The 24,812-nt window shown below is 69.4% G+C and carries 29 protein-coding genes and 2 tRNA genes; 16 read left to right on the forward strand and 15 right to left on the reverse strand.

The genetic code is table 11. The annotated features are described in order from the left end of the window. Positions 1-10: 10 nt before the first annotated feature. Together ABD331_RS20020 and ABD331_RS20025 are read right to left on the reverse strand one after the other, a co-directional pair. Positions 11-83: transfer RNA gene (locus ABD331_RS20020), tRNA-Arg, on the reverse strand. Positions 84-265: 182 nt separating this feature from the next. Then, positions 266-553: a hypothetical protein gene (locus tag ABD331_RS20025; protein ID WP_344476854.1), complete on the reverse strand. Its 288-nt coding sequence runs from the start codon at positions 551-553 to the stop codon at positions 266-268. Between the two features lie 551 nt (positions 554-1,104). On the opposite strand from ABD331_RS20025, the gene ABD331_RS20030 reads away from it, so the two are divergent. The 6 genes from ABD331_RS20030 to ABD331_RS20055 all read left to right on the forward strand — a co-directional run bounded on the left by ABD331_RS20030 (position 1,105) and on the right by ABD331_RS20055 (position 7,052). Continuing rightward, positions 1,105-2,379, forward strand: a complete 1,275-nt coding sequence (locus tag ABD331_RS20030; protein WP_344477217.1) for a sensor histidine kinase — start codon at positions 1,105-1,107, stop codon at positions 2,377-2,379. Next, positions 2,376-3,017 carry a response regulator gene (locus ABD331_RS20035; protein WP_344476856.1) on the forward strand — a complete coding sequence of 214 codons (642 nt, stop codon included), beginning with the start codon at positions 2,376-2,378 and terminating at the stop codon, positions 3,015-3,017. The genes ABD331_RS20030 and ABD331_RS20035 overlap by 4 nt, the downstream gene beginning before the upstream one ends. A gap of 1,179 nt (positions 3,018-4,196) precedes the next feature. Next, entirely contained in the window at positions 4,197-4,475 is a 279-nt protein-coding gene (locus ABD331_RS20040) for a hypothetical protein (protein ID WP_344476857.1), read from the forward strand. Positions 4,476-4,481: 6 nt separating this feature from the next. Continuing rightward, a complete protein-coding gene (locus ABD331_RS20045; RefSeq protein WP_344476859.1) occupies positions 4,482-5,213 on the forward strand; it encodes a prolipoprotein diacylglyceryl transferase in 732 nt (243 codons plus the stop codon). Then, positions 5,210-6,727, forward strand: a complete 1,518-nt coding sequence (locus ABD331_RS20050; RefSeq protein WP_344476862.1) for a radical SAM protein — start codon at positions 5,210-5,212, stop codon at positions 6,725-6,727. Before ABD331_RS20045 ends, ABD331_RS20050 begins: the two co-directional genes overlap by 4 nt. 64 nt (positions 6,728-6,791) lie before the next feature. Continuing rightward, positions 6,792-7,052, forward strand: coding sequence for a hypothetical protein (locus tag ABD331_RS20055; protein ID WP_344476864.1), 261 nt, complete (start codon positions 6,792-6,794; stop codon positions 7,050-7,052). Here the strand turns inward: ABD331_RS20055 and ABD331_RS20060 are convergent. From ABD331_RS20060 to ABD331_RS20075, 4 genes are read right to left on the reverse strand one after another with little or no spacing between them, the layout of a single operon-like run. Next, the gene (locus ABD331_RS20060; protein WP_344476866.1) at positions 7,042-7,509 is read right to left on the reverse strand and encodes a sigma factor; all 468 of its coding nucleotides are present in this window, start codon (positions 7,507-7,509) and stop codon (positions 7,042-7,044) included. The genes ABD331_RS20055 and ABD331_RS20060 overlap by 11 nt on opposite strands. Before the next feature lie 39 nt (positions 7,510-7,548). Further along, a complete protein-coding gene (locus tag ABD331_RS20065) occupies positions 7,549-8,007 on the reverse strand; it encodes a MaoC family dehydratase (RefSeq protein WP_344476868.1) in 459 nt (152 codons plus the stop codon). Positions 8,008-8,018: 11 nt separating this feature from the next. Beyond that, positions 8,019-9,176, reverse strand: a complete 1,158-nt coding sequence (locus ABD331_RS20070) for a TolB family protein (RefSeq protein WP_344476870.1) — start codon at positions 9,174-9,176, stop codon at positions 8,019-8,021. Then, a complete protein-coding gene (locus ABD331_RS20075; protein ID WP_344476872.1) occupies positions 9,173-9,655 on the reverse strand; it encodes a SigE family RNA polymerase sigma factor in 483 nt (160 codons plus the stop codon). Before ABD331_RS20075 ends, ABD331_RS20070 begins: the two co-directional genes overlap by 4 nt. 235 nt (positions 9,656-9,890) lie before the next feature. Between ABD331_RS20075 and ABD331_RS20080 the strand changes: the two genes are divergently transcribed. Then, the gene (locus ABD331_RS20080) at positions 9,891-11,072 is read left to right on the forward strand and encodes an AAA family ATPase (RefSeq protein WP_344476874.1); all 1,182 of its coding nucleotides are present in this window, start codon (positions 9,891-9,893) and stop codon (positions 11,070-11,072) included. A gap of 103 nt (positions 11,073-11,175) precedes the next feature. Here ABD331_RS20080 and ABD331_RS20085 read toward each other — a convergent pair whose 3' ends face one another. Both ABD331_RS20085 and ABD331_RS20090 read right to left on the reverse strand, forming a co-directional pair. Beyond that, on the reverse strand, positions 11,176-11,970 hold the full coding sequence (locus ABD331_RS20085) for a MauE/DoxX family redox-associated membrane protein (protein ID WP_344476876.1): 795 nt from the start codon (positions 11,968-11,970) through the stop codon (positions 11,176-11,178). Positions 11,971-11,975: 5 nt separating this feature from the next. After that, positions 11,976-12,917, reverse strand: coding sequence for a hypothetical protein (locus ABD331_RS20090; RefSeq protein ID WP_344476877.1), 942 nt, complete (start codon positions 12,915-12,917; stop codon positions 11,976-11,978). A 218-nt stretch (positions 12,918-13,135) separates the two neighbouring features. Between ABD331_RS20090 and ABD331_RS20095 the strand changes: the two genes are divergently transcribed. After that, positions 13,136-13,633 carry a SigE family RNA polymerase sigma factor gene (locus ABD331_RS20095; protein ID WP_344476879.1) on the forward strand — a complete coding sequence of 166 codons (498 nt, stop codon included), beginning with the start codon at positions 13,136-13,138 and terminating at the stop codon, positions 13,631-13,633. Here the strand turns inward: ABD331_RS20095 and ABD331_RS20100 are convergent. Continuing rightward, positions 13,602-14,114 (reverse strand): MarR family winged helix-turn-helix transcriptional regulator, encoded by a 513-nt coding sequence (locus ABD331_RS20100; protein ID WP_344476882.1) that lies wholly within the window; start codon positions 14,112-14,114, stop codon positions 13,602-13,604. The two genes, ABD331_RS20095 and ABD331_RS20100, sit on opposite strands and share 32 nt — an antisense overlap. A 99-nt stretch (positions 14,115-14,213) precedes the next feature. Here ABD331_RS20100 and ABD331_RS20105 point away from each other — a divergent pair, with 99 nt between their 5' ends. Together ABD331_RS20105 and ABD331_RS20110 are read left to right on the forward strand one after the other, a co-directional pair. Then, complete coding sequence (locus ABD331_RS20105) at positions 14,214-14,777, forward strand: YceI family protein (RefSeq protein ID WP_344476884.1); 564 nt, start codon at positions 14,214-14,216, stop codon at positions 14,775-14,777. Positions 14,778-14,956: 179 nt separating this feature from the next. Next, positions 14,957-15,046: transfer RNA gene (locus ABD331_RS20110), tRNA-Ser, on the forward strand. A gap of 135 nt (positions 15,047-15,181) precedes the next feature. On the opposite strand, the gene ABD331_RS20115 is transcribed toward ABD331_RS20110, so the two are convergent. Further along, a complete protein-coding gene (locus ABD331_RS20115; protein WP_344476886.1) occupies positions 15,182-15,745 on the reverse strand; it encodes a dihydrofolate reductase family protein in 564 nt (187 codons plus the stop codon). Between the two features lie 104 nt (positions 15,746-15,849). Next, positions 15,850-16,473: a hypothetical protein gene (locus tag ABD331_RS20120; protein WP_344476888.1), complete on the reverse strand. Its 624-nt coding sequence runs from the start codon at positions 16,471-16,473 to the stop codon at positions 15,850-15,852. Positions 16,474-16,578: 105 nt separating this feature from the next. Between ABD331_RS20120 and ABD331_RS20125 the strand changes: the two genes are divergently transcribed. Next, positions 16,579-17,064 (forward strand): DUF6650 family protein, encoded by a 486-nt coding sequence (locus ABD331_RS20125; protein WP_344476890.1) that lies wholly within the window; start codon positions 16,579-16,581, stop codon positions 17,062-17,064. A 7-nt stretch (positions 17,065-17,071) separates the two neighbouring features. Here the strand turns inward: ABD331_RS20125 and ABD331_RS20130 are convergent, their stop codons facing one another. Next, positions 17,072-17,515 (reverse strand): hypothetical protein, encoded by a 444-nt coding sequence (locus ABD331_RS20130; protein ID WP_344476892.1) that lies wholly within the window; start codon positions 17,513-17,515, stop codon positions 17,072-17,074. A 149-nt stretch (positions 17,516-17,664) separates the two neighbouring features. Here ABD331_RS20130 and ABD331_RS20135 point away from each other — a divergent pair, with 149 nt between their 5' ends. Then, positions 17,665-18,672: an aldo/keto reductase gene (locus ABD331_RS20135; RefSeq protein WP_344476893.1), complete on the forward strand. Its 1,008-nt coding sequence runs from the start codon at positions 17,665-17,667 to the stop codon at positions 18,670-18,672. 61 nt (positions 18,673-18,733) lie between these two features. Next, entirely contained in the window at positions 18,734-19,396 is a 663-nt protein-coding gene (locus ABD331_RS20140; RefSeq protein WP_344476894.1) for a YoaK family protein, read from the forward strand. A 4-nt stretch (positions 19,397-19,400) separates the two neighbouring features. Here the strand turns inward: ABD331_RS20140 and ABD331_RS20145 are convergent, their stop codons facing one another. Next, entirely contained in the window at positions 19,401-19,709 is a 309-nt protein-coding gene (locus ABD331_RS20145) for a hypothetical protein (protein WP_344476895.1), read from the reverse strand. Between the two features lie 180 nt (positions 19,710-19,889). On the opposite strand from ABD331_RS20145, the gene ABD331_RS20150 reads away from it, so the two are divergent. Next, positions 19,890-21,035 (forward strand): hypothetical protein, encoded by a 1,146-nt coding sequence (locus tag ABD331_RS20150; RefSeq protein WP_344476897.1) that lies wholly within the window; start codon positions 19,890-19,892, stop codon positions 21,033-21,035. A gap of 216 nt (positions 21,036-21,251) precedes the next feature. Beyond that, complete coding sequence (locus ABD331_RS20155; RefSeq protein WP_344476898.1) at positions 21,252-21,611, forward strand: neutral zinc metallopeptidase; 360 nt, start codon at positions 21,252-21,254, stop codon at positions 21,609-21,611. Between the two features lie 57 nt (positions 21,612-21,668). On the opposite strand, the gene ABD331_RS20160 is transcribed toward ABD331_RS20155, so the two are convergent. Continuing rightward, positions 21,669-22,799 carry a S1 family peptidase gene (locus ABD331_RS20160; RefSeq protein WP_344476900.1) on the reverse strand — a complete coding sequence of 377 codons (1,131 nt, stop codon included), beginning with the start codon at positions 22,797-22,799 and terminating at the stop codon, positions 21,669-21,671. A gap of 150 nt (positions 22,800-22,949) precedes the next feature. Between ABD331_RS20160 and ABD331_RS20165 the strand changes: the two genes are divergently transcribed. After that, positions 22,950-23,441, forward strand: coding sequence for a hypothetical protein (locus ABD331_RS20165; protein WP_344476902.1), 492 nt, complete (start codon positions 22,950-22,952; stop codon positions 23,439-23,441). Between the two features lie 29 nt (positions 23,442-23,470). Here the strand turns inward: ABD331_RS20165 and ABD331_RS20170 are convergent, their stop codons facing one another. Next, complete coding sequence (locus ABD331_RS20170) at positions 23,471-24,733, reverse strand: MFS transporter (protein ID WP_344476905.1); 1,263 nt, start codon at positions 24,731-24,733, stop codon at positions 23,471-23,473. Positions 24,734-24,812 lie beyond the last annotated feature (79 nt).

Below are 24,812 nucleotides of genomic sequence, written 5' to 3' on the forward strand. Positions count from 1 at the left end.
TTCGTATGTGCGCGGCCGGAGGTACTCGAAACCCCAACCTTCTGATCCGTAGTCAGATGCTCTATCCATTGAGCTACGGCCGCTCGCTGCGTAAACAAGCATAGCGGGTTCTGAGGAGTGCCTCGAACCAGAAACGGCAATCATGGTGTCGCCGGTTCGGGGCTCGGGGCGTTCGGCCGGTGGTCGGTGGCGGGTGTGTGTGGTGTTGACCTGGGGTTGAGGGGGTGGGGCGGGCCCCCGACGCGGGTCGGGGGCCCGTGATGATCTAGGCGTCCAACCGCTTGGCCAGGCGCTCGATCACCAGCGCCAGATCGGTGAGTCTGCGGTGGACGGCGTGGTGCTGGTCCTGGATCTGGGAGCGGAACTTCGTGAAGTGGTCGTTCGACTGCCTTCGGAAGCCTCCGATCTCGTCGTTCAGGGCGGAGAGGTCCTGGGTGAGTTCTGCCTGGAGGTTTCTGATGGCGGCGTTCGGACTAATGGCCTTCCTGGGGATTGCCGGGGTGTCGGGTTGCATGTCCTCCAGCGGGGTGCAGTTCTGGGCCGGGACGTTCATGCGCCGGCGCCTTGCCCTCGTGCGGCGGCGGCCGGAGGCTGTGCTGCCGGAGCGCGCGCTTGCTTCGAGGGCGTCCACACGGAGTTTCAGCTTGCGAATCTCCGCCTCTATATCCACGTACCCCTACCCTTGCGGTAGTCGGAAGGGCCCCTCGGTCCGGGTGTGATCGGAGCTCGGGTCCCACGTACTGTGAGCACATCGTCGCAATGAGTGCGACGTTGTGGGAACCCTTAGGGGCCTGCGGGGTGGGGTTTTATGCCCTGCCGGTGTTGTTACCTCCTCGCTGGGGCGAGATCTGTTCCCGGCGGGCTGGTCGCTAAGGGTGCGGTCCGGGCGAAGGGCTTGTAGGGCCGCAACGGCTGCGTCTGTGGGTATCTGGGGCATTGCGGGCTGGGGACCGTTCAGCTGGGGGCGGGCCTCGGTGCGTCACGCGTTCTCCTCTTGAGCTGCTGCCTGTGGATAAGTCGCTGCCTGCGGCTACATCGAAGGGTGTATCCACAGGAAGACTTTCGTAGGAGGGAGGAGCGGGCGCGAGGTGGTGGGATGTGGGCATGAAGCAGGTGGTGCTGGGGGCCGGGCTCGCCTTCGCGGTCGGGGTGGTGCTGATCGCGGGCGGGTCCCATCTCGAACGCGGTGTGCCCACGTGGGTGCTGGTCATACCGCTGGCGTTCACCTGCGCGGGGGTGCTGGTGCGGCAGCGGGCGCCGCTGGCCTCTCTGGGGCTGGGAGTGGTCGGCATCGTGATGGACGGGTTCGTGGGGCCCTCTCTGGGGACGGTCCTGGTCTTCACCGACAATTTGTACGCCGCCGCGCTCTACGGGCCGGCACGGTTCGCCCGGGTGCTGCTCGGGATCGCCGGGGCGCTGGCCGTGGTGGCCGGGGCCGTGGCGGGGTTCCTGTATGAGGACTGGCGGATGCTGGCCGTCATGGGAGTGCAGGCCGGGCTGGTGCTCATCACGCCCGTGACCACCGCGGTGGTGCTGCGGGAGCAGCGCGATCGGGCCGCGGCCGAGAGGATGCGTGCCGAGCAGGTGGCTCGCCTCGCGGAGTTGGATCGGCAGGCCGCGGTGGCTGCCGAACGGACGCGGATGGCGCGTGAGTTGCATGACATGATCGCCAACCACTTCAGCGCCATCGCCATTCAGTCCACCGCTGCGCTCTCACGTAAGGATCTCGATCGGGAGACCGTACGGATGGTGATGGAGTCCGTGCGGGAGAACAGCGTCAAGGGGATGGCCGAGATGAGGGCCATGATCGGGCTGCTGCGGCAGGACGGCGACGAAGCGGAGAACGAGGCCACCCGGCCACGCCTGGCCGATGCGGAGACCCTGGTCGAACGGGTGCGGCGGGCTGGGATGGCCGTGGAGCTGCGGGTCGAGGGGGAGGCTCGGGAGCTGCCTGCGGCCGTTGATCTTGCCGGGTATCGGATCTTGCAGGAGGCGTTGACCAATGCGCTCAAGCACGGGGGGTCGCCTGTGTCGGTTGTCGTCGGTTATGAGGGTGCGCGGGTGCGATTGAGCGTTGAGAACGCGCTGGGGGAGGAAGGGGGCGAGGCGGGGCTGCCTGGGGCTGGGGCGGGGTTGATCGGCATGCGGGAGCGGGCCTCGCTGGTTGGCGGGGTTTTCGACGCCGGGGTTGTTCGGGATGGGGCGCTTCGGGATGGGGCGCTTCGGGATGGGGTGGAGGTGGGTGGCGGCGGGGAGCGGTGGCGGGTGCTCGTGGTTCTGCCTACTGCTGGGGGCGAGGCGGCGGGTGAGGATGCCGGGGATTCGCTTGGGCGGGGCGTGACAGGCAGGTTCAGCGGGATGGGTGGAGGTGGCTGGTGACCGTCAGGGTGCTGGTGGCGGACGATCATGCGGCGGTTCGGGTCGGGATCGTGCTGATTCTGGGTGGGGCGGATGACATCGAGGTCGTGGGGGAGGCCGGGGATGGGGAGCAGGCCGTGGCCATGGCTCGGGAGTTGCGGCCCGATGTGGTGTTGATGGATGTGCGAATGCCTCGGCTGGATGGGATCTCCGCTACTCGGGAACTGGCCGGGGTCTGCGATGTGCTGATTCTTACGACGTTCGATGTGGATGAGTATGTGTTCGGGGCTTTGCGGGCGGGGGCGGCTGGGTTCTTGCTCAAGAACGCTGAGGCTGAGGCGTTGATCGAGGCGGTGCGGGTGGTGGCTCGGGGGGATGGGCTCATCGCGCCGGGGGTTACGCGGAGGTTGATCACTGCTTTTGCCGAGCAGGCGCCGGTTCGGCGGGAGGTGGATGAGGGCGCGGGTGGGGTGGCTGGGCTGACGCCTCGGGAGAAGGAGGTGCTTGCTTGTATCGGGCGGGGGTTGTCCAACGCTGAGATCGCCAGGGAACTGGACATGGCGGAGGCTACGACGAAGACGCATGTCAGTCGGGTGTTGAACAAGCTGGGGTTGAAGAGTCGGGTGCAGGCGGCGATCTACTACTCGGAGGGGCTGTAGGGCGTCGTAGGGGTTGGGGGTGGGTAGGTCGGGCTGGCCGCTGAGGGGCTGGTGAGAGGGTGTTGATGCGATGGCAATCGTGGGTGCCTAGTCTGATCATGACTAGAGGGGTAGACCAAGCCAATGAGCGCAACGCCACCACCTCCGCCGTCCGAGGAGCCTGACAACGGGTCAGGGGCTGGGGCGGTGCCAGAAGGGGAACCGGAATTCCTGCCGCCGCCTGGGAGGGGGCGGGAGGAGGGCATGTCGTCGCCGAGCGGCCCGGCGGAGGGTACGCCGTCTACGGGCGGTCCGGCGGAGGGTACGTCGTCTACGGGCGGCCCGGCGGAGGACATGTCGTCGCCGGGCGGGCGATCGGAAGACATGCCGTCTACGGGCGGGTTGCCGGGAGGCAGGCTGACTGTGGGTGGGGAGTCGGAGGGCGCCTCGTCTGCGGGCGGCGGGCCGGAGGGGGCTGCGTCTGTGGGCGGGGAGTCCGCGGGCGCGGTGTTTGAGGGCGCGGTGTCTGAGGGCGCGGTGTCTGAGGGGAGGGGGACGGGCGGTCTGCCGCCTGCGGGTGGGAGGCCGGAGATCGTGCCGCCTGTGGGTGGGGAGTCGGTCACTGCGCCGCCCCCGCGTGGGGAGCCGGTGATGATGCCGCCTCCGTCCGGTGTGCCGGGGCCTATGTCGTCGGCGGGCCGTGGTGGAAGGGCTGGCTCGGGGGAGCAAGGGGCTGGGCATGGACCCGGGCCTGAACCTGGGGGCGGGGCTGGGGCTGGGCAGGCTGGTCGGCCGTCGTTCTTGCCGCCGGACAGTGGGGGTGGGTCTGGGCAGGGTGGCGCTGCGGCTTACGGTGGCGTTCCGGGGCAGGGTGGTCCGGCTCGGGGTGGTCTGGAGCAGGGTGGTCCGGCTCAGGGCGCCGCAGGGCAGGGCGGTCCAGGGCAGGGCGGACCGGCTCAAGGTGGGCAGGGCGCGGGGCAGGGCGGGCCAGGGCAAGAGCAGGGGCCGGGGCAAGGGCAGGGAGCGGGGCAGGGGCAGCAGCCGTCGTACGGAGGGCAGCCGGCGTACGGAGGGCAGCCCTACGGTCAGCAGCCGCCCCACACACCCACCCCGACCTACGGCCCTTCACCACACGACCAACCGGGCGGTTATCCCCCACCCCCACCCCCGAACAGCAACTCCACAGGCATGCTCGTCGGCATGCTGTTCGCCGGCCTGGCCATCTACAGCCTCCTCAACGCCATAATCGGCTTCTTCATCTTCTTCGCCGCCATGGGCGCCACCGGCAGCCCCACCCCCTACCTGGCAGCAGGCGCAGCCCTACTGGCACTGGTAGGGCTCGGCGCGGGCATCGGGTTGTGCTTCGTGCGCAAGCCGTGGAGCCGAGGCCTCGGCCTGGGGCTGATGATCGGGTGGGCGCTGTGGTCGATCCTGTCGGCCGGGATCTGCACCGGCATCAACCCGAGCCTGTACGGCTGACAAGCCATGCCCCTTCACGAGATCTTCGTAGGACTGGGTGTGGCGGTGGCGGCCGTCGTCTTCGTCCGGGAGGCGCGCAGGCGCGGCGCGTTGAACGAGCAGTCGCTGTTCGCGGTCGCCGGCGCGCTGGTGGGCGGCGCGATCGGGATGCGGCTGGCGGGCTGGATGGAGACGCTGCAACTGGACAGCCTGTGGTTGTACGGGTCGCGGAGCATCCTGGGCGGCCTGACGGGTGCGTACGTCGGGGTGCTGGTGGCGAAGCGGATCATCGGTTTCAGGGAGCGGACCGGGGATCTGTTCGCGCCGGCGGTGGCGCTCGGCATGGCGGTGGGCAGGATCGGCTGCCATCTGACGGAGGCGCCAGGCAGGCCGACGGACCTGCCGTGGGGTGTGCACGCGCCCGCGACGACCCCGGAGTGTCCCGGTTGTCTCGCGGGCCAGGCGATGCACCCGTCGTTCATCTACGAGATCATCTTCCAGCTCGCCGCGTTCGCCGCGCTCGTCTGGGCGCGCGACCGGCTCACCAGGCCGGGCGAGCTGTTCACGCTGTACGTCGCCGCGTACGCGATCTTCCGTTTCCTCGTCGAGTTCACCAGGGCCAACGAGACGATCTGGCTGGACCTGACCAGGCCGCAGTGGTTCCTGATCCCGGGCCTGCTGCTGCTCGCCGTCAGGCTCGGGTACGGCTGGCGGCGCGGCTACTATGCCCCCTTGTTCACGCGAAAGGTCATGACATGAGCGCAGGGATGGGGCTGCGAGGCGACCGCATCCTCAGGTACGTCAACGCGTTCTGCCCGAAGTGCCACGGCCGCGACCTCGACAGGGTCGAGCGGCTCAGCGGTTACCTGGCCGAACGCGACGGCCGCGTCTGGCTGGAGCGCGGGTGCCGCGAGCACGGGCTGGTCCGCACGCTGTACGACGAGGATCCGGAGATCCTGAGCTACCTGGAGGAGTGGACGGCCCCCACGAAGCAGCACGTCCCCGACGTGACCGGCAACTTCGACCCGATCCCCGCCGCCTACCTGCGCGGCCTGCCCGAGCTGCAGACCCAGCACACCTGCATCCTCCTTGAGGACATCGCGGAGACCTGCAACCTGCGCTGCCCCACCTGCTTCGCCGACAGCTCGCCCGACCTGTCCGGCGTCGTCCCGGTCTCCGACGTCCTGGCCAACGTCGACCAGCGACTGGAGCGGGAGAACGGCAAGCTCGACGTCCTCATGCTGAGCGGCGGCGAGCCGACCCTGCATCCCGAGCTGAAGACGCTGCTCGCCGAGCTGAGCGCCCGCCCGATCACCCGCATCCTGATCAACACGAACGGCGTCCTGCTCGCCAAGGACGACTCCCTGCTCGACCTGATCACCGAGCACCGCGAGCGGGTCGAGGTCTACCTGCAGTTCGACGGCACGTCGGCCGAGGCGTCCCGGCACCACCGGGGCGGCGACCTGAGGAGGATCAAGGCCGAGGCCATCGAGCGACTGTCGGCGCGCGAGATCTTCACCACGCTCGTCATGACCGCCGCCCTCGGCGTGAACGACGGCGAGATCGGCGACGTCGTACGCCTCGCGCTCGACACTCCGTACGTCGGGGGCGTGTCCCTGCAACCCCAGTTCGGCTCCGGCAGGTCGGCCGCCATCGACCCGGACGACCGCCTCACCCACACGGGCGTGCTCAAGCGCCTCGGCCCGCAGACCGACGGCCTGGTGACCTGGCGCGACCTGACCGCCCTGCCCTGCTCGCACCCCCACTGCTGCTCGGTCGGCTACCTCATCCGCGACGACGCCCGGCAGTGGCGCTCGCTGACCGCGCTGATCGGCCACGACCGGCTGAAGGCGAACCTGGGCCTGGTCTCCAACCGCATCGCCGACACCGAGCTGCCGAAGGAGCTGCGCCTGGCCGTGCAGGAGTCGCTGCTCGGGCTGCTCTCCGAGCAGTCGTCGCTGTCGCATCCGCAGGTGGGCGACCTGTGGCGGACCATCTGCGAGAACTGCGACCTCGGCGTGTCCACCCTGCTCGCCCTCGCGTCGTCGGCGCTGCCCGGCCGGCGCAGGAAGCTGCGCAGGATGCTGGGGGAGCGGGTGGTGCGGCTGACGGTGAAGCCGTTCATGGACATCTCGACCATGATCGAGGAGCGGCTCACGCAGTGTTGCGTGCATGTGGGCACCCGCGCCGAGCAGGATCAGTGCGCGCCGTTCTGCGCGGTGCAGGCCTGGCCGCAACTCTCCAAGCAGCGACTGTCGGCGGTGGCCAGGTGAAAGACGGTGCCAGGTGAAAGACGGTGCCAGGTGAAAGTCGGTGCCAGGTGAAGGACGGTGCCAGGTGAAGGACGGTGGCCAGACGAAGGACGCCAAGGAGCCGTACGACCCGCTGCGGCTGTGCGTGTACGCGACGGTCGCCTTACTGGCGTGGCTCCTCGGCCCGTGGGCGGTGCTGGCGTTCGCGGCGCTCGGCTTCGCGGGCTACTGGAAGGCGCGGCGAGCCGGGCTGACCCGAAGCAAGTGCTTCCTCCGGGACACCCGGCTCGTGCTCGCCTACCTCGGCCTCCTCGCCCTGGTGGCGGTGGCCGCGATCATCGTCTGATCGCTTCCACGTTCAGCACCGTGTACTCCTCGCCGCCGCCCCGCGTTCTGATCTCGCAGGCCCGGTCCTCGCAGTGCCGGTAGAACTCCGCGTCGGCGTCCCAGAAGAGCAGCGGAAAGTCCTGGATGCGGCCCACGTCGTGCTTGCGGGGCAGTTCCTGGAGCTCGGCCCACAGGTCGGCGTCGCCGTAGCGGTCGTGCTCGCCGCGCTCGGGGACGGCGGCGACCAGGTCCTCCCGGTGCCGGCGGCGCCACGACCTGATGTGCAACCGCACCATGGTCGTGCGGACGTACCCCTCGGGGTCGTCCTTGTTGCGCACGCGGGGCCAGGCGTCGCCCAGGCGGGCCAGCGCCTCCTGGACGAGGTCGGCCGCGTCGTCGGCGTTGCCGGTGAGCACGTAGCCGTACCGGAGCAGCGCGTCGCCCCGGGCCCGGACGAACTCGTCGAATTCCTCCACGAACCCAGGGATCGCGTCACACGGGTTTCTGTTGCACGCCTATTCGGCGGCCACGTACAGGCTGAGGGTCTCGGCGACGCAGGCCGGCCGCTTCTCGCCCTCGATCTCGATCGTCATCTTCAGGCTGGACAGGTATCCGGCCGGGGAGTTCTTGACGTCGGTCAGCTCGCCCACCGCCCTGATCCGCGCGCCGACGGGGACCGGCTTGTGGAAGCGGACCTTGTTCAGGCCGAAGTTGACGCCCATCGCGATGCCCTCCACCTTGATCAGGGAGAACATGAACGAAGGCAGCAACGACAACGTCAGGTACCCGTGGGCGATGGTGCCGCCGAACGGCCCCTCCTTGGCCCGTTCCACGTCCACGTGGATCCACTGGTGGTCGTCGGTGGCGTCGGCGAAGGTGTTGACCTGCTCCTGAGTGACGGTGCGCCACTCGGTCGGGCCGAACTTCTCGCCGACGGCCGCCTTGAGTTCCTGTACGTTCGCGAAGGTCCGCATGGCCCCGAACGCTATTGCGCGGACGGGACGGCTGCCAAGTTCAGTACCTCGTAAGTGCCAGGCTTCCTGGTCCTCCAGTAGATGAGCGTGCTGGGCTCGCCCGCCGCGCCGAGCGCCACAGTCCTGGCGTCGATGGTGGCCGTCGAGCCGGTCGCGAGGTCGTACACGCCGTCCCGCAGCGGTACGAAGCGGTTGAGTATCGGCGCCATCGACAGCGGTTCCGGATGGCCGAAGACGCCCTTGACGTCGCGGAGGTCGCTGCCGTCGATCCGCTGCGCGAAGCCGCCTCCGGCGTGGCGGCCGAGGCACCAGTGCGGTCCGCAGCGCACCCCCTTCGCGCCCGGCCTGCTGTCCACCTCGTGCGAGGTGATGAGGGTGAGGTCCACCAGCACCGTCTGGTTGCGGTCGCCCAGGTCGGGACCGGCGGGCGCGTCGCTCGCCCACGGCCATCTCAGCAGGTGCAGGCCGTCGGTGGCGGTGATCTGGTCGGGCACGCCGCCCGCCAGAGGGACGCGCCAGACGCCGCCGCTGCGTTCGGACCAGATGACCTGGTCGCCGTTGACCGAGATCGCGTCGAGGTCGGAGCGGTCGCCGGACAGCTCGGTGACCGGCCTGGCCTTCCCGCCCGCCAGCGGCGCCGTCCAGATCTCCAGCGCGGACTTGCCGGTGGACGACTGCCAGACGACGTTCCTGCCGTCGGCGGCCACGGACCCGACCATGAACCGCCCCGACCTGGGCAGCTCGGCGACCGTCCGGCTGCCGCCCGACGCGGAGTCGTAGACCTCCAGCACGCCCTGGCCCTGCGGGCCCGGCATCCTGGACAGGACCAGGATCTGCGTCGGGCTGATGCCGGTGAGGGGGACGCGGTGCGTGCCGCCCGGCCCCTGCATGGCGAACGTGAAGACGGCTCCGGGCCACAGCTTCCCCGCGGGAGCCGACTTCGGAGTCGTGGCCACGTCGCCCTCGTCCGCACCGCCACCGGACAGGACGACGCCCCTGATACCCGCGCTCAGCACCACCACGGCGGTCGCCGCCGCCAGCACGCGCAGCCGCCGCCGGGTCCTGCGCCGCCTGCGCGACGCCACGCCCGCCAGCAGGCCGCCGCCGTCGTCGGGAGCGTGCTCGCCCGCCGTCCGCAGCGCGCCGATCAGCTCGTCCTCGCTCCTCATGGCCGCTCCCCCTTCCGCACCGACTCGCGGATCGATGGCTTGACGCGCAGCGCGTTGAGGGCGTGGAACGCCTGGCTGCGCACGGTTCCCCGGGAGATGCCGAGCAGCTCGGCGATCTCCTTGTCGGACAGGTCCTCGTAGTAGCGCAGCACCAGGACGACCCGCTGCCTGCGCGGCAGCGTGGCCAGTTCCCGCCACAGCTCGCCGTACGAGTGCTCGTCGGTGTACGAGCCCTCGGGCAGGTCGTCGGTCAGGTGCTCCCTACGCCGCCCGCGCCACCAGCTGATGTGCTGCCTGGCCATGGTCGTGCGGACGTAGGCCTCCGGGTTGTCCTTGTTGCGGACCCGTTTCCAGGTGTCGCTCAGCTTGAGCAGCGCCTCCTGGACCAGATCGGCCGCGTCGTCGGCGTTGCCGGTGAGCACGTAGCCGTACCGGAGCAGGGCCGGGCCCCGTGCCCGGACGAATTCCTCGAAGTCCACATCTCCTGGACGCATCATCGGCATCGGCCTGTTGCAAAGATCTTTACTCGAAACCATCGCATGAGTGTTCGAGTCCGCGCTACAGTTCTAGGTACCGCAATCGAACAGAGGTTCGGCCTGGTGGAAGGGGGTGTGTCCGATGACGGTGCTCGCGCCCGCCCCTGCTCGGACACGCCGTAGCACTTTCTTCCCAAATCTAAGACGGCCGCTATATCCGGCAATAAAGTCCGAGAGCGTGGACCCTGTGCGAAACCCCTACGCTCCAGGCGCCGGGCAGCGCCCGCCGGAGCTCGCCGGGCGCGATCGCGAGCTGCAGCAGTTCGAGGTCGTGCTGGAGCGGGTGGCCCGCGGCCGTCCCGAGCGCAGCATGGTCGTGACCGGCCTGCGGGGAGTGGGCAAGACCGTCCTGCTCAACACGTTCAAGTCGATGGCCATGCAGCGGCTGTGGGGCACGGGCAAGATCGAGGCCCGGCCCGACCAGTCGATCAGGCGGCCGGTGGCCGCCGCCCTGCACATGGCCATCCGCGAGCTGGCGCCGCGGCACCGCGCGCCCGAGCGCATCGAGGAGTTCCTCGGCGTGCTCAAGGCGTTCGCGATGCGCGACCCAGCCGCGGCCAAGGGCACCTCCCACTGGTCGCCCGGGATCGAGGTGCCCGCCAGCCGCGGGCGCGCCGACTCGGGCGACCTGGAGATCGACCTCACCGAGCTGTTCGTCGACGCCGCGAGCGTGGCCACCGACCTGGCGGTGGGCATCGCCCTGTTCATCGACGAGATGCAGGACGTGCAGGCCGCCGACGTCTCCGCGCTGTGCGCCGCCTGCCACGAGCTGTCGCAGAGCGGCGGGCCGCTGATCGTGGTGGGCGCCGGGCTGCCGCACCTGCCGAGCGTCCTGTCGGCCAGCAAGAGCTACTCCGAGCGGCTCTTCCGCTACGCGCGCATCGACAAGCTCGACCGGGAGGCGGCCGATCTCGCGCTGATCCTGCCGGCGCGCGAGGAAGAGGTCGAGTTCACCCAGGACGCGCTCGACGCGCTCTACGAGGCGGCCGACGGCTACCCGTACTTCGTGCAGGCCTACGGCAAGGTCGCCTGGGACCTGGCGCCGCGCAGCCCGATCACCCTCGAGGACGTCAAGGTCTCCGCTCCGGAGGCCGAGGAGGAGCTGGCGGTCGGGTTCTTCGGCAGCCGCTACGAGCGGGCCACCCCGGCCGAGCGCGACTACATGCACGCCATGGCACAGATCGGCGACGAGCCGGTGCCGACCGCGGAGGTGGCCGACGCCCTCGGGCGCAAGCCGTCCAGCCTCTCGCCCGCCCGCGACAGCCTCATTAAGAAAGGGCTCATCTACAGCGCCGAGCGTGGCCTGATCGCGTTCACGGTGCCGCACTTCGGGAGATTCCTGCGCGCTCAGCCCATCTGAGCGACGCCCCTAGACCTCTATTGGGCTGTCTAGTGGGGAAGCTAGACAGCCCAATAGAGCTATATCCGCACGCGTGTAGAGCGTTGTATAAGGCTCTATAGCGTCAGGCCGATACGGGCGTATATTCCGGCAGAGACCCGCTGTCCTCCTGCGCTCCCACCACCGCCATCCGCACCGCCGGGCGCCGCCCGGCCAGGTAGACGGCGAAGACCACGTCGTCGCCGTCGTGGTTGCGGTAGGCGAAGAAGCGCCAGCACAGCTCCCGCCACGTGTCGTACGGCTCCGCCGAGGTCAGCTCGCCCCGGTGCGCCCGCCAGGTGCCGCTCGACCTGAGCCGCGACAGCGTCACCGACTCGGCGGGGCCACGGCGCTGCTCGCAGGGGGCGCGGTACCGTACGCGGTCGATCAGCTCCTCGATCTCCGGCGACAGCAGCAGGAGCACCGCCGCGCCGGCCGCCAGCAGCCACGACGGCGAGATCGCCGCCGCCCAGCCCGGCACCGGCGCCCAGACCGACACCGCCGCCATCCCGGTCAGCACGAGCGTCCTGGCCACCGAGCGCAGCCCCACCGGCGCCGAGCTGACGTCGCCGAAGCAGCCGCATCCCGCATCTGGCCGCCGCCTGCGCAGCTCCAGCAGCACGTACGTGGACAGCGCGAAGAACGCGACCGTCCCCCACCGGAACAGCGGATGCGTCGTGAGCAGCAGCCCCGCGGCCAGCGTCAGCTCACCGGCCGCGCACACCAGCAGCGCCGGGCCCTGGATGCGCTCGGGCACCAGCACCGCGGGCCCCAGCCTCGACAACCCGCCAGGCTCGCCCTTCGTCGCGACCGTGAACACCTTGGCCGCCGTGCCCAGGGCGAGCATGACGATCAGGAGCGGGAGCTGCGATTCCAGCACGCGCGTCACCCCCATCCGATCTGCGCGTTGAAGCATCCCTTGACCAGTTCGCCGCCCAGCTCCACGTAGGAGGACGGCGACAGCTCCGCGATCCGCCCGCGCGGCGAGGTGTCGCACTCCACGCAACGATCGCAGAACCGTCCCGCCATGCACCCGCACGCCACCACGGGCACGTTCGAGGAACGGTTCGAGCACACGTTCCTGACCTGCAGCAACGACCCCACCGAGAGGTACGGCAGGCCCGCGCACGACACGCCCGCCTGGGCGCAGCCGGTGTCGGCACGTTCCAGCATCGGGTACGCCGCGCCCCGCTCCTCCTCGTCGAAGGTGTCCGACCAGGTGGCCGCCCCGGAGATGCGCGTCTGCTTGTACGCGGGCGGAGGCGGCGGCACGGACCGAGCCGGATAAGGCGGCTGCGAGGTCGCTGGCAGCAGGGCGAGGCTGGCCCCGTCACGCCGGACGCCGATGGCGTCGAAGAGGTAGCCGGGCTCGAACTTGGGATGGCGCACCTGCAGCCGTCCCGACGAGCGGTAGGGGATGACGACCGTGCGGTGGCCGCGGTGCGGGCCGCAGTCGAGCTCGACCGTCAGGTCCTTGCGGCCCTCGATGGACAGGATCGTGCCCGTGATGCGGGTGGTGTCGGCCCAGATCCGCTCGATCACGCGGCCGTCGCGCAGCGCGCGCATCAGCACCATGGAGCCCAGGGGCAGGTCGGCGGGGGCGACGTCGGCGCCGTGCCAGGCGGTGGCCCACGGGGCGATCACCAGCCGTTCCTGGGCGCCTGAAGGGGTCTCGATGGTGATCAGATGCGGGCTGACGTCCAGCACCTCGCCCACGACGGCGCGCAGCGGCTCGCCGTCCACCGGGTCGGGGCCGGGAACGCGACTCTCGCGGCCGAGCGCGGCCGCGGCGAGCACCCGGCGGCGCTCAACGCTCGGATACCCCATCCGCCCCTCCCTCGCTCGGGTACTAGATTCACATGACTTGGGGGCGGCTCACACCGTAGTGGTCCAGAACGGAGCAAAATACGCATCCCCGGGGAAGTGCCTTCACCTACGGCGGCGTACAAACCACCACCGACCTTGACGGACCTTTATCCTCGGCGGGCCGAAACCTGAATTGAGGTTCAGGCCTAATAGGGCATCAGGCTGCGATTCTGGCCACGATGCAGACCACCGGCTGGGAAGACGAGTTCCGCGAGTACGTCACGGCACGCGGTCCCGCGCTGCTGCGTACGGCCCATCAGCTCACCGGGCATCCGCTGGACGCCGAGGATTTGTTGCAGAGCGCGCTGACCAAGACCTACCAGGCCTGGGAGCGCATCGAGGACCGCGGGGCGCTGGACGGCTACGTGCGGCGGGCCATGGTGAACATCAACATCTCGCAGTGGCGGCGGCGCAAGCTGGAGGAGTATCCGTCGGACGAGCTGCCCGAGCAGGTGAGCTGCGAGCCGGCGGGGACGTCCGAGGTGCACGAGGCGCTCGAACAGGCGCTGCGGGAGCTGCCGGAGCGCATGCGGGCCGCGATCGTGCTGCGCTACTACGAGGACATGACAGAGCCGGAGATCGCCAAGACGCTCGGGATCAGCGTCGGCACGGTCAAGAGCACGGTGTCGCGGGCGATGGCCAAGCTCAGGACGGCGCTGGAGCTTCCCGCTCCTTAGGGCACGTGTTCTCCGTGGCGCCGGCCGTGGCGCAGGGGCGCACCACGTCCCTGATCTTGCGCAGGCTCTTGAGGAACGCCTCCAGCTCGCCGGCGCCCAGCAGGCCGGTGAAGCACTCCTCGATGTCACGCAGGTGGTCGGGCAGAACCGATTCCAGCCGCTCCCTGCCCGCGTCGGTGAGGGCGGCGTAGGAGGCGCGGCGGTCGCTGGCGCACGCCTCGCGCCTGACCAGCCCCTCACGTTCCAGCCTGTCCACAACCCGCGTCACGCCGCTGGTGGAAAGCTCGGTCTGGGCGGCCAGATCGCTCATCCGCAGCCGCTGCTGCGGGGAACGTGCCAACCGGATGACGGTCTCGAAGTCGATCTCCGACAACCCCGCCGCGCTCAGGACCGGCTGGAACCGGTTCATCAACCCGGAGTGGACCTCGGTCAGCAGTCCGATGGCCGTCAGCCGGGAGTCGTCGAAGTTCATCACGCTCATACCTTATCCGACGATAGTTGACGCGCGGAATATTCCTCATGTAGAAAGTTGTTGCCGCAGACATCCGCACGACAGCTACTCACCTTCTAGGAGAACCCCATGACCACTCGCACCTGGGAGTCCCTGACCATCCCGGCCGCCGGCGCCTACAACCTCGACGTCGCCCACACCACCATCGGCTTCGTCGTCAAGCACATGATGGTCAGCAAGGTCCGCGGCCACTTCGGCGCCTTCAACGGCTCGGTCACGATCGCGGACAACCCGCTCGAGTCCGCCGCCGAGCTCACGATCCAGGCCGAAAGCATCGCCACGGGCATGCCCGACCGCGACGGCCACCTGCGCAGCGACGACTTCCTGGCCGTCGAGAAGTTCCCGCAGATCACCTTCAAGAGCACCCGCGTGACCGGGCACTCCGGCGACGAGTTCACCGTGGTCGGCGACCTCACCATCCGCGACGTCACCCGCGAGGTCGAGCTCACGGTCGAGTACGGCGGCACCGGCACCAACCCCTGGGGCCAGCAGGTCTGGGGCTTCTCGATCAGCACCGAGTTCGACCGCGAGGACTTCGGGCTGACCTGGAACCAGGCGCTGGAGACCGGTGGCGTGCTGGTCGGCAAGAAGGTCAAGATCGAGATCGAGGGCGAGGCCAACCCGGCCGCCTGACCCCCTTGTGCGTCCGGGTGGGTTATCCACAGGCTTGAAGCCCGCTCCAGCTCTGGGCGGGCTTCTTCCACAGGGGGTTACCCACAGGCTGTTGATAACTCTTGGTGGGGGCCACTGGGGGAATCGCTTTGCTGCCTCGGCAGAAGGCCGGTACGCTGTGCTGAGCCGCGGTGGCTCCTGGAGGATTCGCCTAGTCAGGTCTATGGCGCCGCACTGCTAATGCGGTTTGGGTTTACCGCCCATCCGGGGTTCAAATCCCCGATCCTCCGCGCGAGAGAGGCCCTCTCCCCGTTCTCGGGGAGAGGGCCTTTCGATCTTTCGCGATGGGAGAGCTGACGTGGCCGGAGCTGGGCACGGAAATCATGGCCCTGTCGTGTTGATCTTCTCATCAAGACCGGCGCTGGTCAGCGGGGCCGGCGGTACCGCAGATAGACGATCCCGTTGCTGGAGGCGGTGCTGGAGACCAGGTCGAGCTGGTAGGACCTGGGGACGCCGTCGAACAGCCGGGTGCCCTCGCCCGCGACGTAGGGGAACATGCTCACCTGGAGCTCGTCGATCAGGTCGAGCCGCATGAGCGACCGCCAGAGCTCGACGCCGCCCCAGACGATGATGTGGCCGTCGCCGCCCAGCCTGAGCTTGTCGATCTCTTCGGTCGTGTCACCAGCGGCGATGGTGGTGTTGGCCCAGTCGGCCGTCTTCAGGGTGCGGGAGAAGACGACCTTGCGTCCCGCGTTCAGGATGTCGGCGAACGGGTGGTCGGTGGAGGTGGTCATGCCCTTGGCGATGCTCTCGTAGGCGGTGCGGCCCATGGCGTGGGCGTACGCGCTCTGGAGGAAGTCGAGGTGCGCGCGGTCGTCGGGGTCGCGGTTCTCGGGCAGGTCGAAGCAGAACTTCCAGAAGTCGATGCCCTCGTCGGCGAGGAGGCCGTCGAGGGAGTAGTTGAACACTGTCGCTATCAGCTTCCGCATGATCGGGCTCCGCGGTGTCGGGGGTGTTATTGGCTGATGTTTGGACGACACTGCTGCCCGGAAGTCATCGGTGCCCGGTTCGGTGGATCTCGTGTGTGACGCGATCAAGGCAGCTCGCCGACTGGGGCGACGGTATGCGTTCCGTCGCCCGTACACGTCCACACCGCCAGTCCGCCTTTTATCCGGACGCGCAGGCCGCGATCGTGTGTGGCGCAGACGGGCCAGGCCTTCCAGATCAGCTCCATGATCACTTCTTGGGTGGCGTCGGCCACGCTAGCCAGCGCCCCCTGGGCGTCGGCTCCCGCGGCGGGTGGGATGCCGTTGCCGTGGTAGCCGTCCTGGAACTCCACCCAGGCGTGACCGCTGCCGTCCCAGTCGGGTGTGGACAGCCGTAGCGCTGTCGTGATTCCTGAGGTGCGGACGTCGCACTTCACGACTTCGAGCGCGTGCTCCAGCGCCTCCCACCTTCTTGGTTCGAGGGCGAAGGTCGGCTCGAAGCGGGTGTCGCTGAGCAGGCCTTCGGCCAGCCGGGTCAGGTCGGCAGGGGGCAGGCGGGTGATGCGGTGGTTGAGGAGTTCCTGTGTGGTCGGCGTGGTCACGCCCCATTCCTCCAGCAAGGCGGCCAGTTCCAGGACGGGGGCGGCGTCCAGGCCGCCGTCACGCAGTGCCGTGTAGATGCGGGCTCTCAGCTCGTCGGCCACTTGCTTGGCTTGCTCTTCGGAGTGCACGCCGCAGTGTCGCCCACCTCGTCAGCTCGTGCAATCAAAGCAAGGCGTTCGCGTCTTTGTGGAGATCCTGCTCGCGTACGGTGACGGGGCGGCTACGCTCGGGTCATGGGTCGCATACCGTTCGAAGCCGTTGGAGTGGGCACGCCGCTTTTCGGCGTTCAGTGGCGGAAGACGAGTGCGGAGCGCAGGGCCGCTCATGAAGTGATGGACTTTCTCGAAGAGCGCAAGCTGCTCTTCTTGGATCCGCATGTCGATGATGTGGAGCGCTGTGTTCGCTCGGCTCTTGAGATTCGGGCCTTCATCGCCGAACAGCTTGAACAGCATGATGTCGGGCGGGAGCTTTCCGTCACGTTGAAGTCGATGCGGGCCGCCTGCCGTCGGTTCGTGGAAGTGGCTGGGCCACGAGGTGAGGGCTTTGGCTCTCCGACGAGTGTTGTGGGGGCCAGGCGGCTTGGGCTGGCGCTGGGTGATCTGCGGTCCCAGATGGGCTTTTACGTGGCCGCGATGGCTACTCAGTATCTGATCGAGATAGATGACGATCTTTCTGTCATCCTTCCGCCGCGTCCCCACGACCAGGACGAGGACGCCTGACCACCTGTCACGGCGGGTTTCTGGCGGGATTGGTGAGCAGTATCACCCGGTCCGCCTCGGCGTCGAACGCGAGGTCCGGATGGTCAGGGGAGTGCTCCGCGCTCATCAAGACGGTGACCGGCCTGGCTTTCCCGCCCGCCAGCGGCGCCGTCCAGACCTCCCTCGCGGGCTTGCCGGTGGACGACAGGATCGGCCAGACGCGTAGCGCCGGGGTGACGGCCAGTTCGGGCGCGCCTCCGCCGTCGGCGCTCGCGACCATGGCGGCGGCTGAGACCAGCTCCGCGGGCTCGCCGCCGACCGAATAGGCATGAGGCCACTCCCGTGCCTGGATGAGATTCAGCAGGGCCTGCCAGTCCTCGGCCGTCGTCTCTTCTATTACCACGTCGGGCAAGGATCCGTTGAGGTCGGGATCGAAGAGATCCTTCACCTCGTCCCACAAGAGGTCCGGCACGATATTCGTCCATTCCTAGTAGTCGTCACGGGGGCACCTGGGCGGTCGAATCGCTCTTGACCTGGAGTGCGCTCAAGCTCCTAGCGTCAACACCGACCGCCTGAAGCGTCAACCGGTAGCTGACCACCAGCGACGACAGGAGAAGTCACGTGAGAACCGTGCAGCTTGGCCGTACCGGCGAACAGATCAGCCAGCTCGCCCTCGGATGCATGATCATGGGCACCGTCACGCCGGAGGACGAGGCGGTGACGATCCTGAACAGGTACGCGGAGGCGGGCGGCAACTTCCTGGACACCGCCGACTGCTACTGCTGGTGGGAGAGCCAGGGCAGTTACGGCGGGGAGAGTGAGGAACTGGTCGGCCGGTGGCTGGCGAGGAGCGGGCGGCGGGAGGACGTGTTCCTCGCCACCAAGGGCAGCGCCGTCGTACGGAATCTGGATCTGGTCTGGAAGGACGGCCGGCCGGAGTGGGACGCCGCCTACCGGAACTTCGTCGGAGCCGGGGCGAAGACGTTGCGCGACGCGATCGACGGCAGCCTGCGGCGGCTCGGCACCGATCACGTCGACCTGTACTACGTGCACGTCGACGACCGGAGCACGCCCCTGGAGGAGACGCTGGAGGCGCTCGCCGGGATCGTGCAGGCGGGCAAGGTCCGGTACATCGGCTGGTCGAACGTGCGGACCTGGCGGCTGGAGCGGATCCGGCAGTTGTGTGCGCAGCATGGCTGGCCGGCGCCCGTCGCGTTGCAGCAGCAGCACTCGTATCTGCGGCGGCGTGCCGGGTTGCGGCATGTGTCCATCGTGGACGACGAGCAGCTCGACTATTTGCAGACGCATGACGATCTCACGCTTGTGGCGTACTCGCCGATTCTCAAGGGGATTTACGACGATCCTGAGAAGCGGAGGAACCATGGGGTGATGAGCGCGTACGACGGGCCGGATGCCGAGGCTCGGGCTGCGGCGGTTGTCGAGGTGGCGGCGGAGGTGGGGGTGACGCCGAACGCGCTGGTGCTGGCGTGGTTGATGCAGCAGTCCTCGCCGACGGTGGTGCCGTTGATCGGGCCGCGGACGCTTCAGCAGTACGAGGCGGCGTTGCCGGCGCTCGACGTGAAGCTCACGGAGGAGCAGGTTGCCCGGCTTGACGCCGCAGGCGCCTGAAGGGCGGGCGTGGCGGTCCGGGGTGCGGGGTGGAGGTGCGTGGTTACGCTGAGTTATGCGGATGGCGCGGATCTCGGTGCTCGGGCTGGCGCTCGCGGCAGGGGCCGTCGACGCGTTGAGCTATCTGGCGTTCGGCGAGGTGTTCACCGCGAACATGACGGGCAACGTCGTGCTCCTCGGCCTGGCGCTGGGTGACGGGCGGACGGAGCACGTGATCAAGTCGGGGGTGGCGTTCGCGGGGTTCTGTGCCGGGCTGGCGGCGGGGTTCGTGCTGGTCGGGCGCGGGGCGGGTCGTGCGGGTACGGTGCGGGGCCCCGCCGTCGCGTTGGGCGTGGAGTTGGTGCTGCTGGTGGGGATCGCCGTGGGGTGGATGGCGCGGGTGCCGCGTCCCGGGCTGATCGCGGGGGCGGCGGTGGCGATGGGGTTGCAGAGTGCGGTCACCCGGTGGGCCGGGGGATCGGGGCTGTCCACGACGTACGTGACGGGCACGGTGACCGGGTTGGCCGGGCAGGTGATCGGCCCGCGGAGCCGGGACGGTGGTGGGGTGGCGCGGCCGGTCGGGGTGGTGCTGGCGCTGGTGACGGGGGCCGTGCTGGCGGCTGTGGCTTTGCGGGTGCATGGGTTCGTGGCCATGTTGATCGCTCCGGTCGCCGTGGCGGTGGCGGCGGGGTGGTGGGGCGTGTCGGTGCGGCGCGGTGGTCGCGGGGCACGTTCGGAGGCGTGACGGGCTACAGGCTGTTCAGCATCGCGGAGAAGATGAGGAGGGCTTCTTCGGTCAGCAAGCACACCGCGCCGATCGCTGCGCCGGCCGCGACGCCGATGAGGCGTTGGCCGCGGGGGCGTCCCGACGTGATGGCTGCCCCGAGCGCCATTCCCGCGGTCATGACGAGGACGGCAGCGACGGCACCCACGATGAGCAGCCTGGAGGTCAGCATGTCTCGAAGGCCCCAGGCGAGCAGCACGTACCCGAGCAGGGTTGAGAGGGCCAGGATGGCGAGGCCTGAGGCCCCGTAGAGGTGAGATCGTGAGGCGCCCATGCGGGAGATGATCGCAGACCAGCGCGGGCGGTGCTCGGGTGTGGGTGGGTGCACAGTGCTCGGGTGTGCGTGGATACACGGTGCTCGCGTGTGCGCCGGGCGCGGCGCTAGCGTGTAGCGGTGAAGCAGCCGTCAAGGGCAGGCGGTGAGCAGCCGCCGAGAGCAGGGGGAGAGTGGCACATGCGGCCTGCCTCGGACGCGGACCCTTCACCACCGACCGCCCTGTCCGAAGACCTGCTGGAACGCCTCATCGAGGCCGACGAACGCGCCCCCGGCCCCGAGGAGCACGACCTGACGGCCGTGGGCGACGAGTTCATCAGCCGGGAGATGTTCCAGCGCCTCACCCGCCTGATCGGCCTCCCGATCAACATCCGCCGCAACAAGGCGGCCACCGCCCTGTCGGTGGCGTTCATCAGCTCCTGGCCGTACCTCCTCAACCTCCTGCTCTGGCCGCTGCCGTGGGAGCTCGCCTACCGCCACTCGGCGGGGAACCTGTTCGCCGTGGGCGCCGTGGTCATCTGCGTGACCACGCTGTCGGTCGTCTGGTTGTCGTACGAGACGGCGTGGAAGATCGGCAAGGCGATGTCGGAGCTGGTCGCCGCCCCGGGGGAGCGGGCGCGGCTGCGGGAGTGGCTGCTCATAGGGCCGAGTCTGTGGCGGCAGTTGAGCGTCGCGCTGCCGATGGCCGGGGTCGGGGTGGCGCTGGCCGTGGTGGCGTTAGGGGACGAGGGCGGGTCGTGGCCGTCGAAGGGGCTGCTGTTCCTCATGGGCGGCTGGCTGGGGTTCCTGACGGGGAACATGCTGTATTGGCTGCTGGCGGTGGCGTTGATTCCCGGCCGGTTGATGCGGGCAGGGAAGTTGCGCATGGCGTGGATCGACCCGGCGAGCACGCCGGCGGTCGGGGATCTGAGCCGGTTCTACGCGTTCATCGCGGGTGGGCTGGCGGTGACGGTGCTGGTGTCCGAGGTGGTCGCGGTGGTGTACGCGACGTGGCAGCAGTCGGAGGCGGCGAGGGACCTGGTGGTCGCGTTGCCGGTGATCTCGGTGGCGATCGCGCTGTACGTGGGCGTGTGGCCCTTCGTGGTGATCTCCCGGATGGTGCGCCGCCAGATCGACCTCACCCTCGATCCCGTACGCGCTCACCTGCGGCAACCCCCGGCTGCCCTGCTGACCAGCCCCGGGTTCGAGGAGCTGGTGAAGGTCTACCAGTACTTCATGGGGCTCAGGACGCTGCCCTTCAGGACGTCCGCTCTGCTCCAGTACGTGGCGGGCATCGCGGCCTCGCTCGTCGTCTTCTTCGTGCAGCGGTATCTGGCGATGGAATGACCGGAAAGATCATGTACTGTCTCGTCTCATGCGGATGGGCTCCTTGATCGTGCCGCTGACGTCGAGGTCCTGCGCATCTACGTCGAAGACGTCTCCGTCTGCCTGGACAAGGCGTGGGGGCCGCTCGTCAAGCGGGCGGGGCCGCCGTAACAGCGTCTACTGCGCGAACACCAGGACCGTGCACACTACGGGCTGACCGGGGAGATCGACAGGCCGATGTGGCTGGACGCGCTCTCCGCCGGCTGGGCCCTGCACGTGCAGAACGTCGCGGGGGTCACCGGCGCCGTGGCGAAGGCCGTGAAGAAGGCGTCCAAGCGGGACCTGCTCGCCATGCGCGCGAAGCACACGCTGCAGACGCTCTGTCTGACAGGGGCCTTCACCGGCAGCGTCTGGGACTCGCTCGGTCATTCGAAGAGGAGCGGGCACGAGAGTTACATCAACCGGGACGCCCGTTACGGCGATGTCCCCGGTTTCGGCACGGCGGCGAACCGCGCGTACTGGACGCGCAGGGGGTTCGAGGCCGAGTCGCCGTCGGCCTGCAACACCTTCACCGCCCCGGCCGCCAGAGTGAAGTAGCGCGGCGCGCCCGGGGAAGGACGCGCCGCGCGGTCGAACAGCCGGAACCAGCCGGAACTAGCCGGTGGTGAGGGTGAGGCCGTACGCGCCCAAGGCCTCGTTGACGGGCTGGTGGTACGTGGTGCCGCCGGTCGTGCAGTTGCCCGAGCCGCCCGACGTCATGCCCTGAGCCTGGTTGCCCGAGATGAACGAGCCGCCGGAGTCGCCGGGCTGGGCGCACGCGCTGGTGCGGGTCAGGCCGGTGACGGTGCCCTGGGCGTACCGGACGGTGGCGTTGTGCTGCTGGATGGTGCCGCAGCGCCAGCCGGTGGTCGAGCCGGAGCGGCAGATGGAGGCGCCGACAGAGGCCTGGGTGGAGCCTCGGACGGTGACGTTCGCGCCGCCGGAGCCGCGGACGTACGGCGTCACGGTGTTACCGGGAGCGGCCACCCAGGCGTAGTCGTTGCCGGGGAAGGACGAGCCCTGGAAGGTGCCGGTCGGGCTGGTCGTCCTGGAGCCGGCCCGGCCGCAGTGCCCGGCGGTGACGAAGCCGGGGGTGGTGCCGCGGGTGACGGAGAAGCCGACGCTGCAGCGGCTGGAGCCGATGTAGTACGCGGCGCCGCCGATGATGTTGATGAACGTCGTCGGCTGCTCGGCCGTCGCCGACACGACGACCGCGCTCCTGTCCACGCCCGCCGCCGCGACGAGGGCCTCGGCGGCCTGGACGGTGGGTGCCTGGACGGAGACGGTGTTGGTCTTGACGTCGACGAACCACAGCGACGCCTTGGCCGTGGCCCGCCTGGGGGCCGCGTCGAGCTGCTGCATGACGCCGTTGAGCTGGGCCAGCGAGCGCTGGACCACGACGGGCTGAGCGCCCTGCGCCTCGATGGACGGTGCGGTCGCCGGGTCCGTGGTGGCGACCATGAGCTTGGAGGCGTCGTCGTTCAGCCAGGCTCCGCCGAACGAGTCACCCAGTGCGGGGGTGAGGCTCGCCTCCGCGGCGGCGGCGCGCTCCTCGTTGGCGAGGCGAGTGATGACCTGTGCCTCGGAGAGGCCGAGGTCGCGCTCGAGCGCGTCGATCATGGAGGGGGGTGCGGTGGGGGGAGCGGCGGCTTGTGGCGCCGTGTCCGCTGCTGCTGGGCTGAGGGGGGTGGCCAGGCAGACGGCGAGGATGGCTCCGCCTACCAGCGCACAGCGTTTACTCAACATGTGCACTCCTCGGGTGGGGGTGCTGTCAAGCTAACGGTTGCTTCGTCGCCTGCTTAGATACCAAACAGGCACTATTTCGGTGTTATGGACCCTTTACGGTCCTCGACCCCAATATGAAATTTTCAGCCTTTAAGGCGGAGGCTCTGATGGGTGGGTAAGGTGCCGTGGCTGGAGGTGTTCTCTGTGCGTAATGGTGTTCGTCATCTGCTCGGCGCCGGCGCAGGACTGCTGGCCGCACCGCTCATCGCGGCGGGCCTTCTCTACTTCGCCAGCGGCCGGGCCCTGGCCCCCTGGATGGCCGCCGCCGCGCTCGGCGCCACGATGGTGCTGGTCGGCGCGCTGTCCGGGTCGCGGATCTCGCCGATCGCCTCGCTGGTGCCCGGCCTGGCGCTGGCCGCCGTGGCGGGGCTGGCGTACGTGCCGGCGGTGTCCGTGGCGGGCCTGCTGCCCGTCGAGTACGCCGAGCCGTACACGAGGCTGGCCGGGACGTGGGCGCTGCCCGTGGCCTGCGTGCTGCTGGCCGCCTCGGTGTTCCCCGCGCGCTGGCGGGCCCGGGCCGTGCGGCCCGAGCCGCCGGCGGAACCCGAGGAGGAGGTCCCCGAGCCGCCGCCGCTGCCCAAGCGGATCCCCTCGCGTTACTGAGCGATCAGGGTTTACTGAGCGATCAGGGCTTACTGAGCGATCAGGGCGATGATCAGGTACGGCAGCGCCAGCAGGGCGAACGTCATCCCGTGTGACACCTGCGACGACACCGTCCCGTACGCGGTGTAGACGCCGAGCGTCACCACGTTCGTCCCCAGGCCGGCCACCGAGGTCACGGTGGCGCGCGCCTTGCCCGTGATGCGCTCCTGCAGTCGTACGTCGGCCAGCACCTGGGCGAGCTGGAACGCGCCGACGGCCAGGGCGATCGCCACGAAGCCCGCCGGGTGCCCGCTGAGCGCGCCCCCGGCCATGGCCAGCGCGGCCAGCCCGAGCAGCACGGCGTACCCGCGCGTCCGGAGCCGTTCGGCCGGACCGGGCAAGTCCCCGGCGCTGGTCGGCGGGGGCGGGTCGGTGGTGGGCGGGTGTGAGGCGGTAGCAGGCTGGTGTGGGTCGGCGGTCAGTACCCGCGCGTCGCCAGCCGATCGTGACAGGAGGCTGTCGGCCGCGCCCGCGAGCAGGCCGCCGGCCGTGGCGCCCACCCAGACCAGGAGGATCAGCAGCGGAATCGTCGCCTGGGCCACGCCCGTCTCCTCCCCCAGGAACGGCACGTACTCCTCCAAAGCCCCCCAGATCGCCGTAACGAAAGCGACCAGCAGCACCACCCGTAGCACCCCAGGATCCGCCCTGGTCAGCCGGAGGCCATCACGCAGGGTCGCCAGATAACCCGGTTCCCCACCGCCCCCGGGCGAGCGGTGCTCGGGCAGGGTCAGCGCCGTGACCGCGCACAGGACGCAGGCCAGCACACTGGCCACCGCCACGGCCGGATACCCCCCGGCCGCGAACACGGGCGAGGCAAGACCGATGGCCGCCGCGCTACCGGCCAGCCCGAGGGCGGTCGCGCGACCCATGACGTGCGCGTACCTGCCGGACAGGCCGCGCCGCTCCAGTTCCTCGTACGCGAGCGCCTCGTAAGCCCCGGACACCAGCGCGTCACCGGCCCCCCACAACACGAACCCGGCCGCGAACACCCAGTAGGACGGGAACGACACCCACAGCGCGAAGCCCGCACCGCTGAGCAGCGGGCCGAGGAACAGCAGCAGCCGACGGGAGACGGCGTCGGCCAGGGCGCCCGAGGGGATCTCCAGCACCATGCCCGTCACCGACCAGATGACGAACAGGGTGGAGACCTCGGCGACGGAGATCCCGGTGTCGGTGAACAGCAGCGCGTACACCGGATAGATCAGGATGAATTCGCTCAGGAACGCGTAGACGTACAGCGAGATGACAAGCATGAGACCTTCCAGAGGGACGAGTGGGGGCTCCGAGTGCTTGCCGTCTCGGAGGCCCGCGTCCACCTCTGGTGAGCGGGGC

Source organism: Nonomuraea monospora (assembly GCF_039531895.1).
GTDB lineage: Bacteria > Actinomycetota > Actinomycetes > Streptosporangiales > Streptosporangiaceae > Nonomuraea > Nonomuraea monospora.

Coding starts and splice junctions, on each gene's coding strand:
- ABD331_RS20100 (WP_344476882.1), bottom strand. CDS start 14,114: ATGAGCGTGATGAACTTCGACGACTCCCGGCTGACGGCCATCGGACTG.
- ABD331_RS20025 (WP_344476854.1), bottom strand. CDS start 553: ATGAACGTCCCGGCCCAGAACTGCACCCCGCTGGAGGACATGCAACCC.
- ABD331_RS20045 (WP_344476859.1), top strand. CDS start 4,482: ATGCCCCTTCACGAGATCTTCGTAGGACTGGGTGTGGCGGTGGCGGCC.
- ABD331_RS20115 (WP_344476886.1), bottom strand. CDS start 15,745: ATGCGGAAGCTGATAGCGACAGTGTTCAACTACTCCCTCGACGGCCTC.
- ABD331_RS20050 (WP_344476862.1), top strand. CDS start 5,210: ATGAGCGCAGGGATGGGGCTGCGAGGCGACCGCATCCTCAGGTACGTC.
- ABD331_RS20140 (WP_344476894.1), top strand. CDS start 18,734: ATGGCGCGGATCTCGGTGCTCGGGCTGGCGCTCGCGGCAGGGGCCGTC.
- ABD331_RS20125 (WP_344476890.1), top strand. CDS start 16,579: ATGGGTCGCATACCGTTCGAAGCCGTTGGAGTGGGCACGCCGCTTTTC.
- ABD331_RS20105 (WP_344476884.1), top strand. CDS start 14,214: ATGACCACTCGCACCTGGGAGTCCCTGACCATCCCGGCCGCCGGCGCC.
- ABD331_RS20095 (WP_344476879.1), top strand. CDS start 13,136: ATGCAGACCACCGGCTGGGAAGACGAGTTCCGCGAGTACGTCACGGCA.
- ABD331_RS20030 (WP_344477217.1), top strand. CDS start 1,105: ATGAAGCAGGTGGTGCTGGGGGCCGGGCTCGCCTTCGCGGTCGGGGTG.
- ABD331_RS20040 (WP_344476857.1), top strand. CDS start 4,197: ATGCTGTTCGCCGGCCTGGCCATCTACAGCCTCCTCAACGCCATAATC.
- ABD331_RS20170 (WP_344476905.1), bottom strand. CDS start 24,733: ATGCTTGTCATCTCGCTGTACGTCTACGCGTTCCTGAGCGAATTCATC.
- ABD331_RS20160 (WP_344476900.1), bottom strand. CDS start 22,799: ATGTTGAGTAAACGCTGTGCGCTGGTAGGCGGAGCCATCCTCGCCGTC.
- ABD331_RS20155 (WP_344476898.1), top strand. CDS start 21,252: ATGTGGCTGGACGCGCTCTCCGCCGGCTGGGCCCTGCACGTGCAGAAC.
- ABD331_RS20070 (WP_344476870.1), bottom strand. CDS start 9,176: ATGAGGAGCGAGGACGAGCTGATCGGCGCGCTGCGGACGGCGGGCGAG.
- ABD331_RS20145 (WP_344476895.1), bottom strand. CDS start 19,709: ATGGGCGCCTCACGATCTCACCTCTACGGGGCCTCAGGCCTCGCCATC.
- ABD331_RS20090 (WP_344476877.1), bottom strand. CDS start 12,917: ATGGGGTATCCGAGCGTTGAGCGCCGCCGGGTGCTCGCCGCGGCCGCG.
- ABD331_RS20150 (WP_344476897.1), top strand. CDS start 19,890: ATGCGGCCTGCCTCGGACGCGGACCCTTCACCACCGACCGCCCTGTCC.
- ABD331_RS20065 (WP_344476868.1), bottom strand. CDS start 8,007: ATGCGGACCTTCGCGAACGTACAGGAACTCAAGGCGGCCGTCGGCGAG.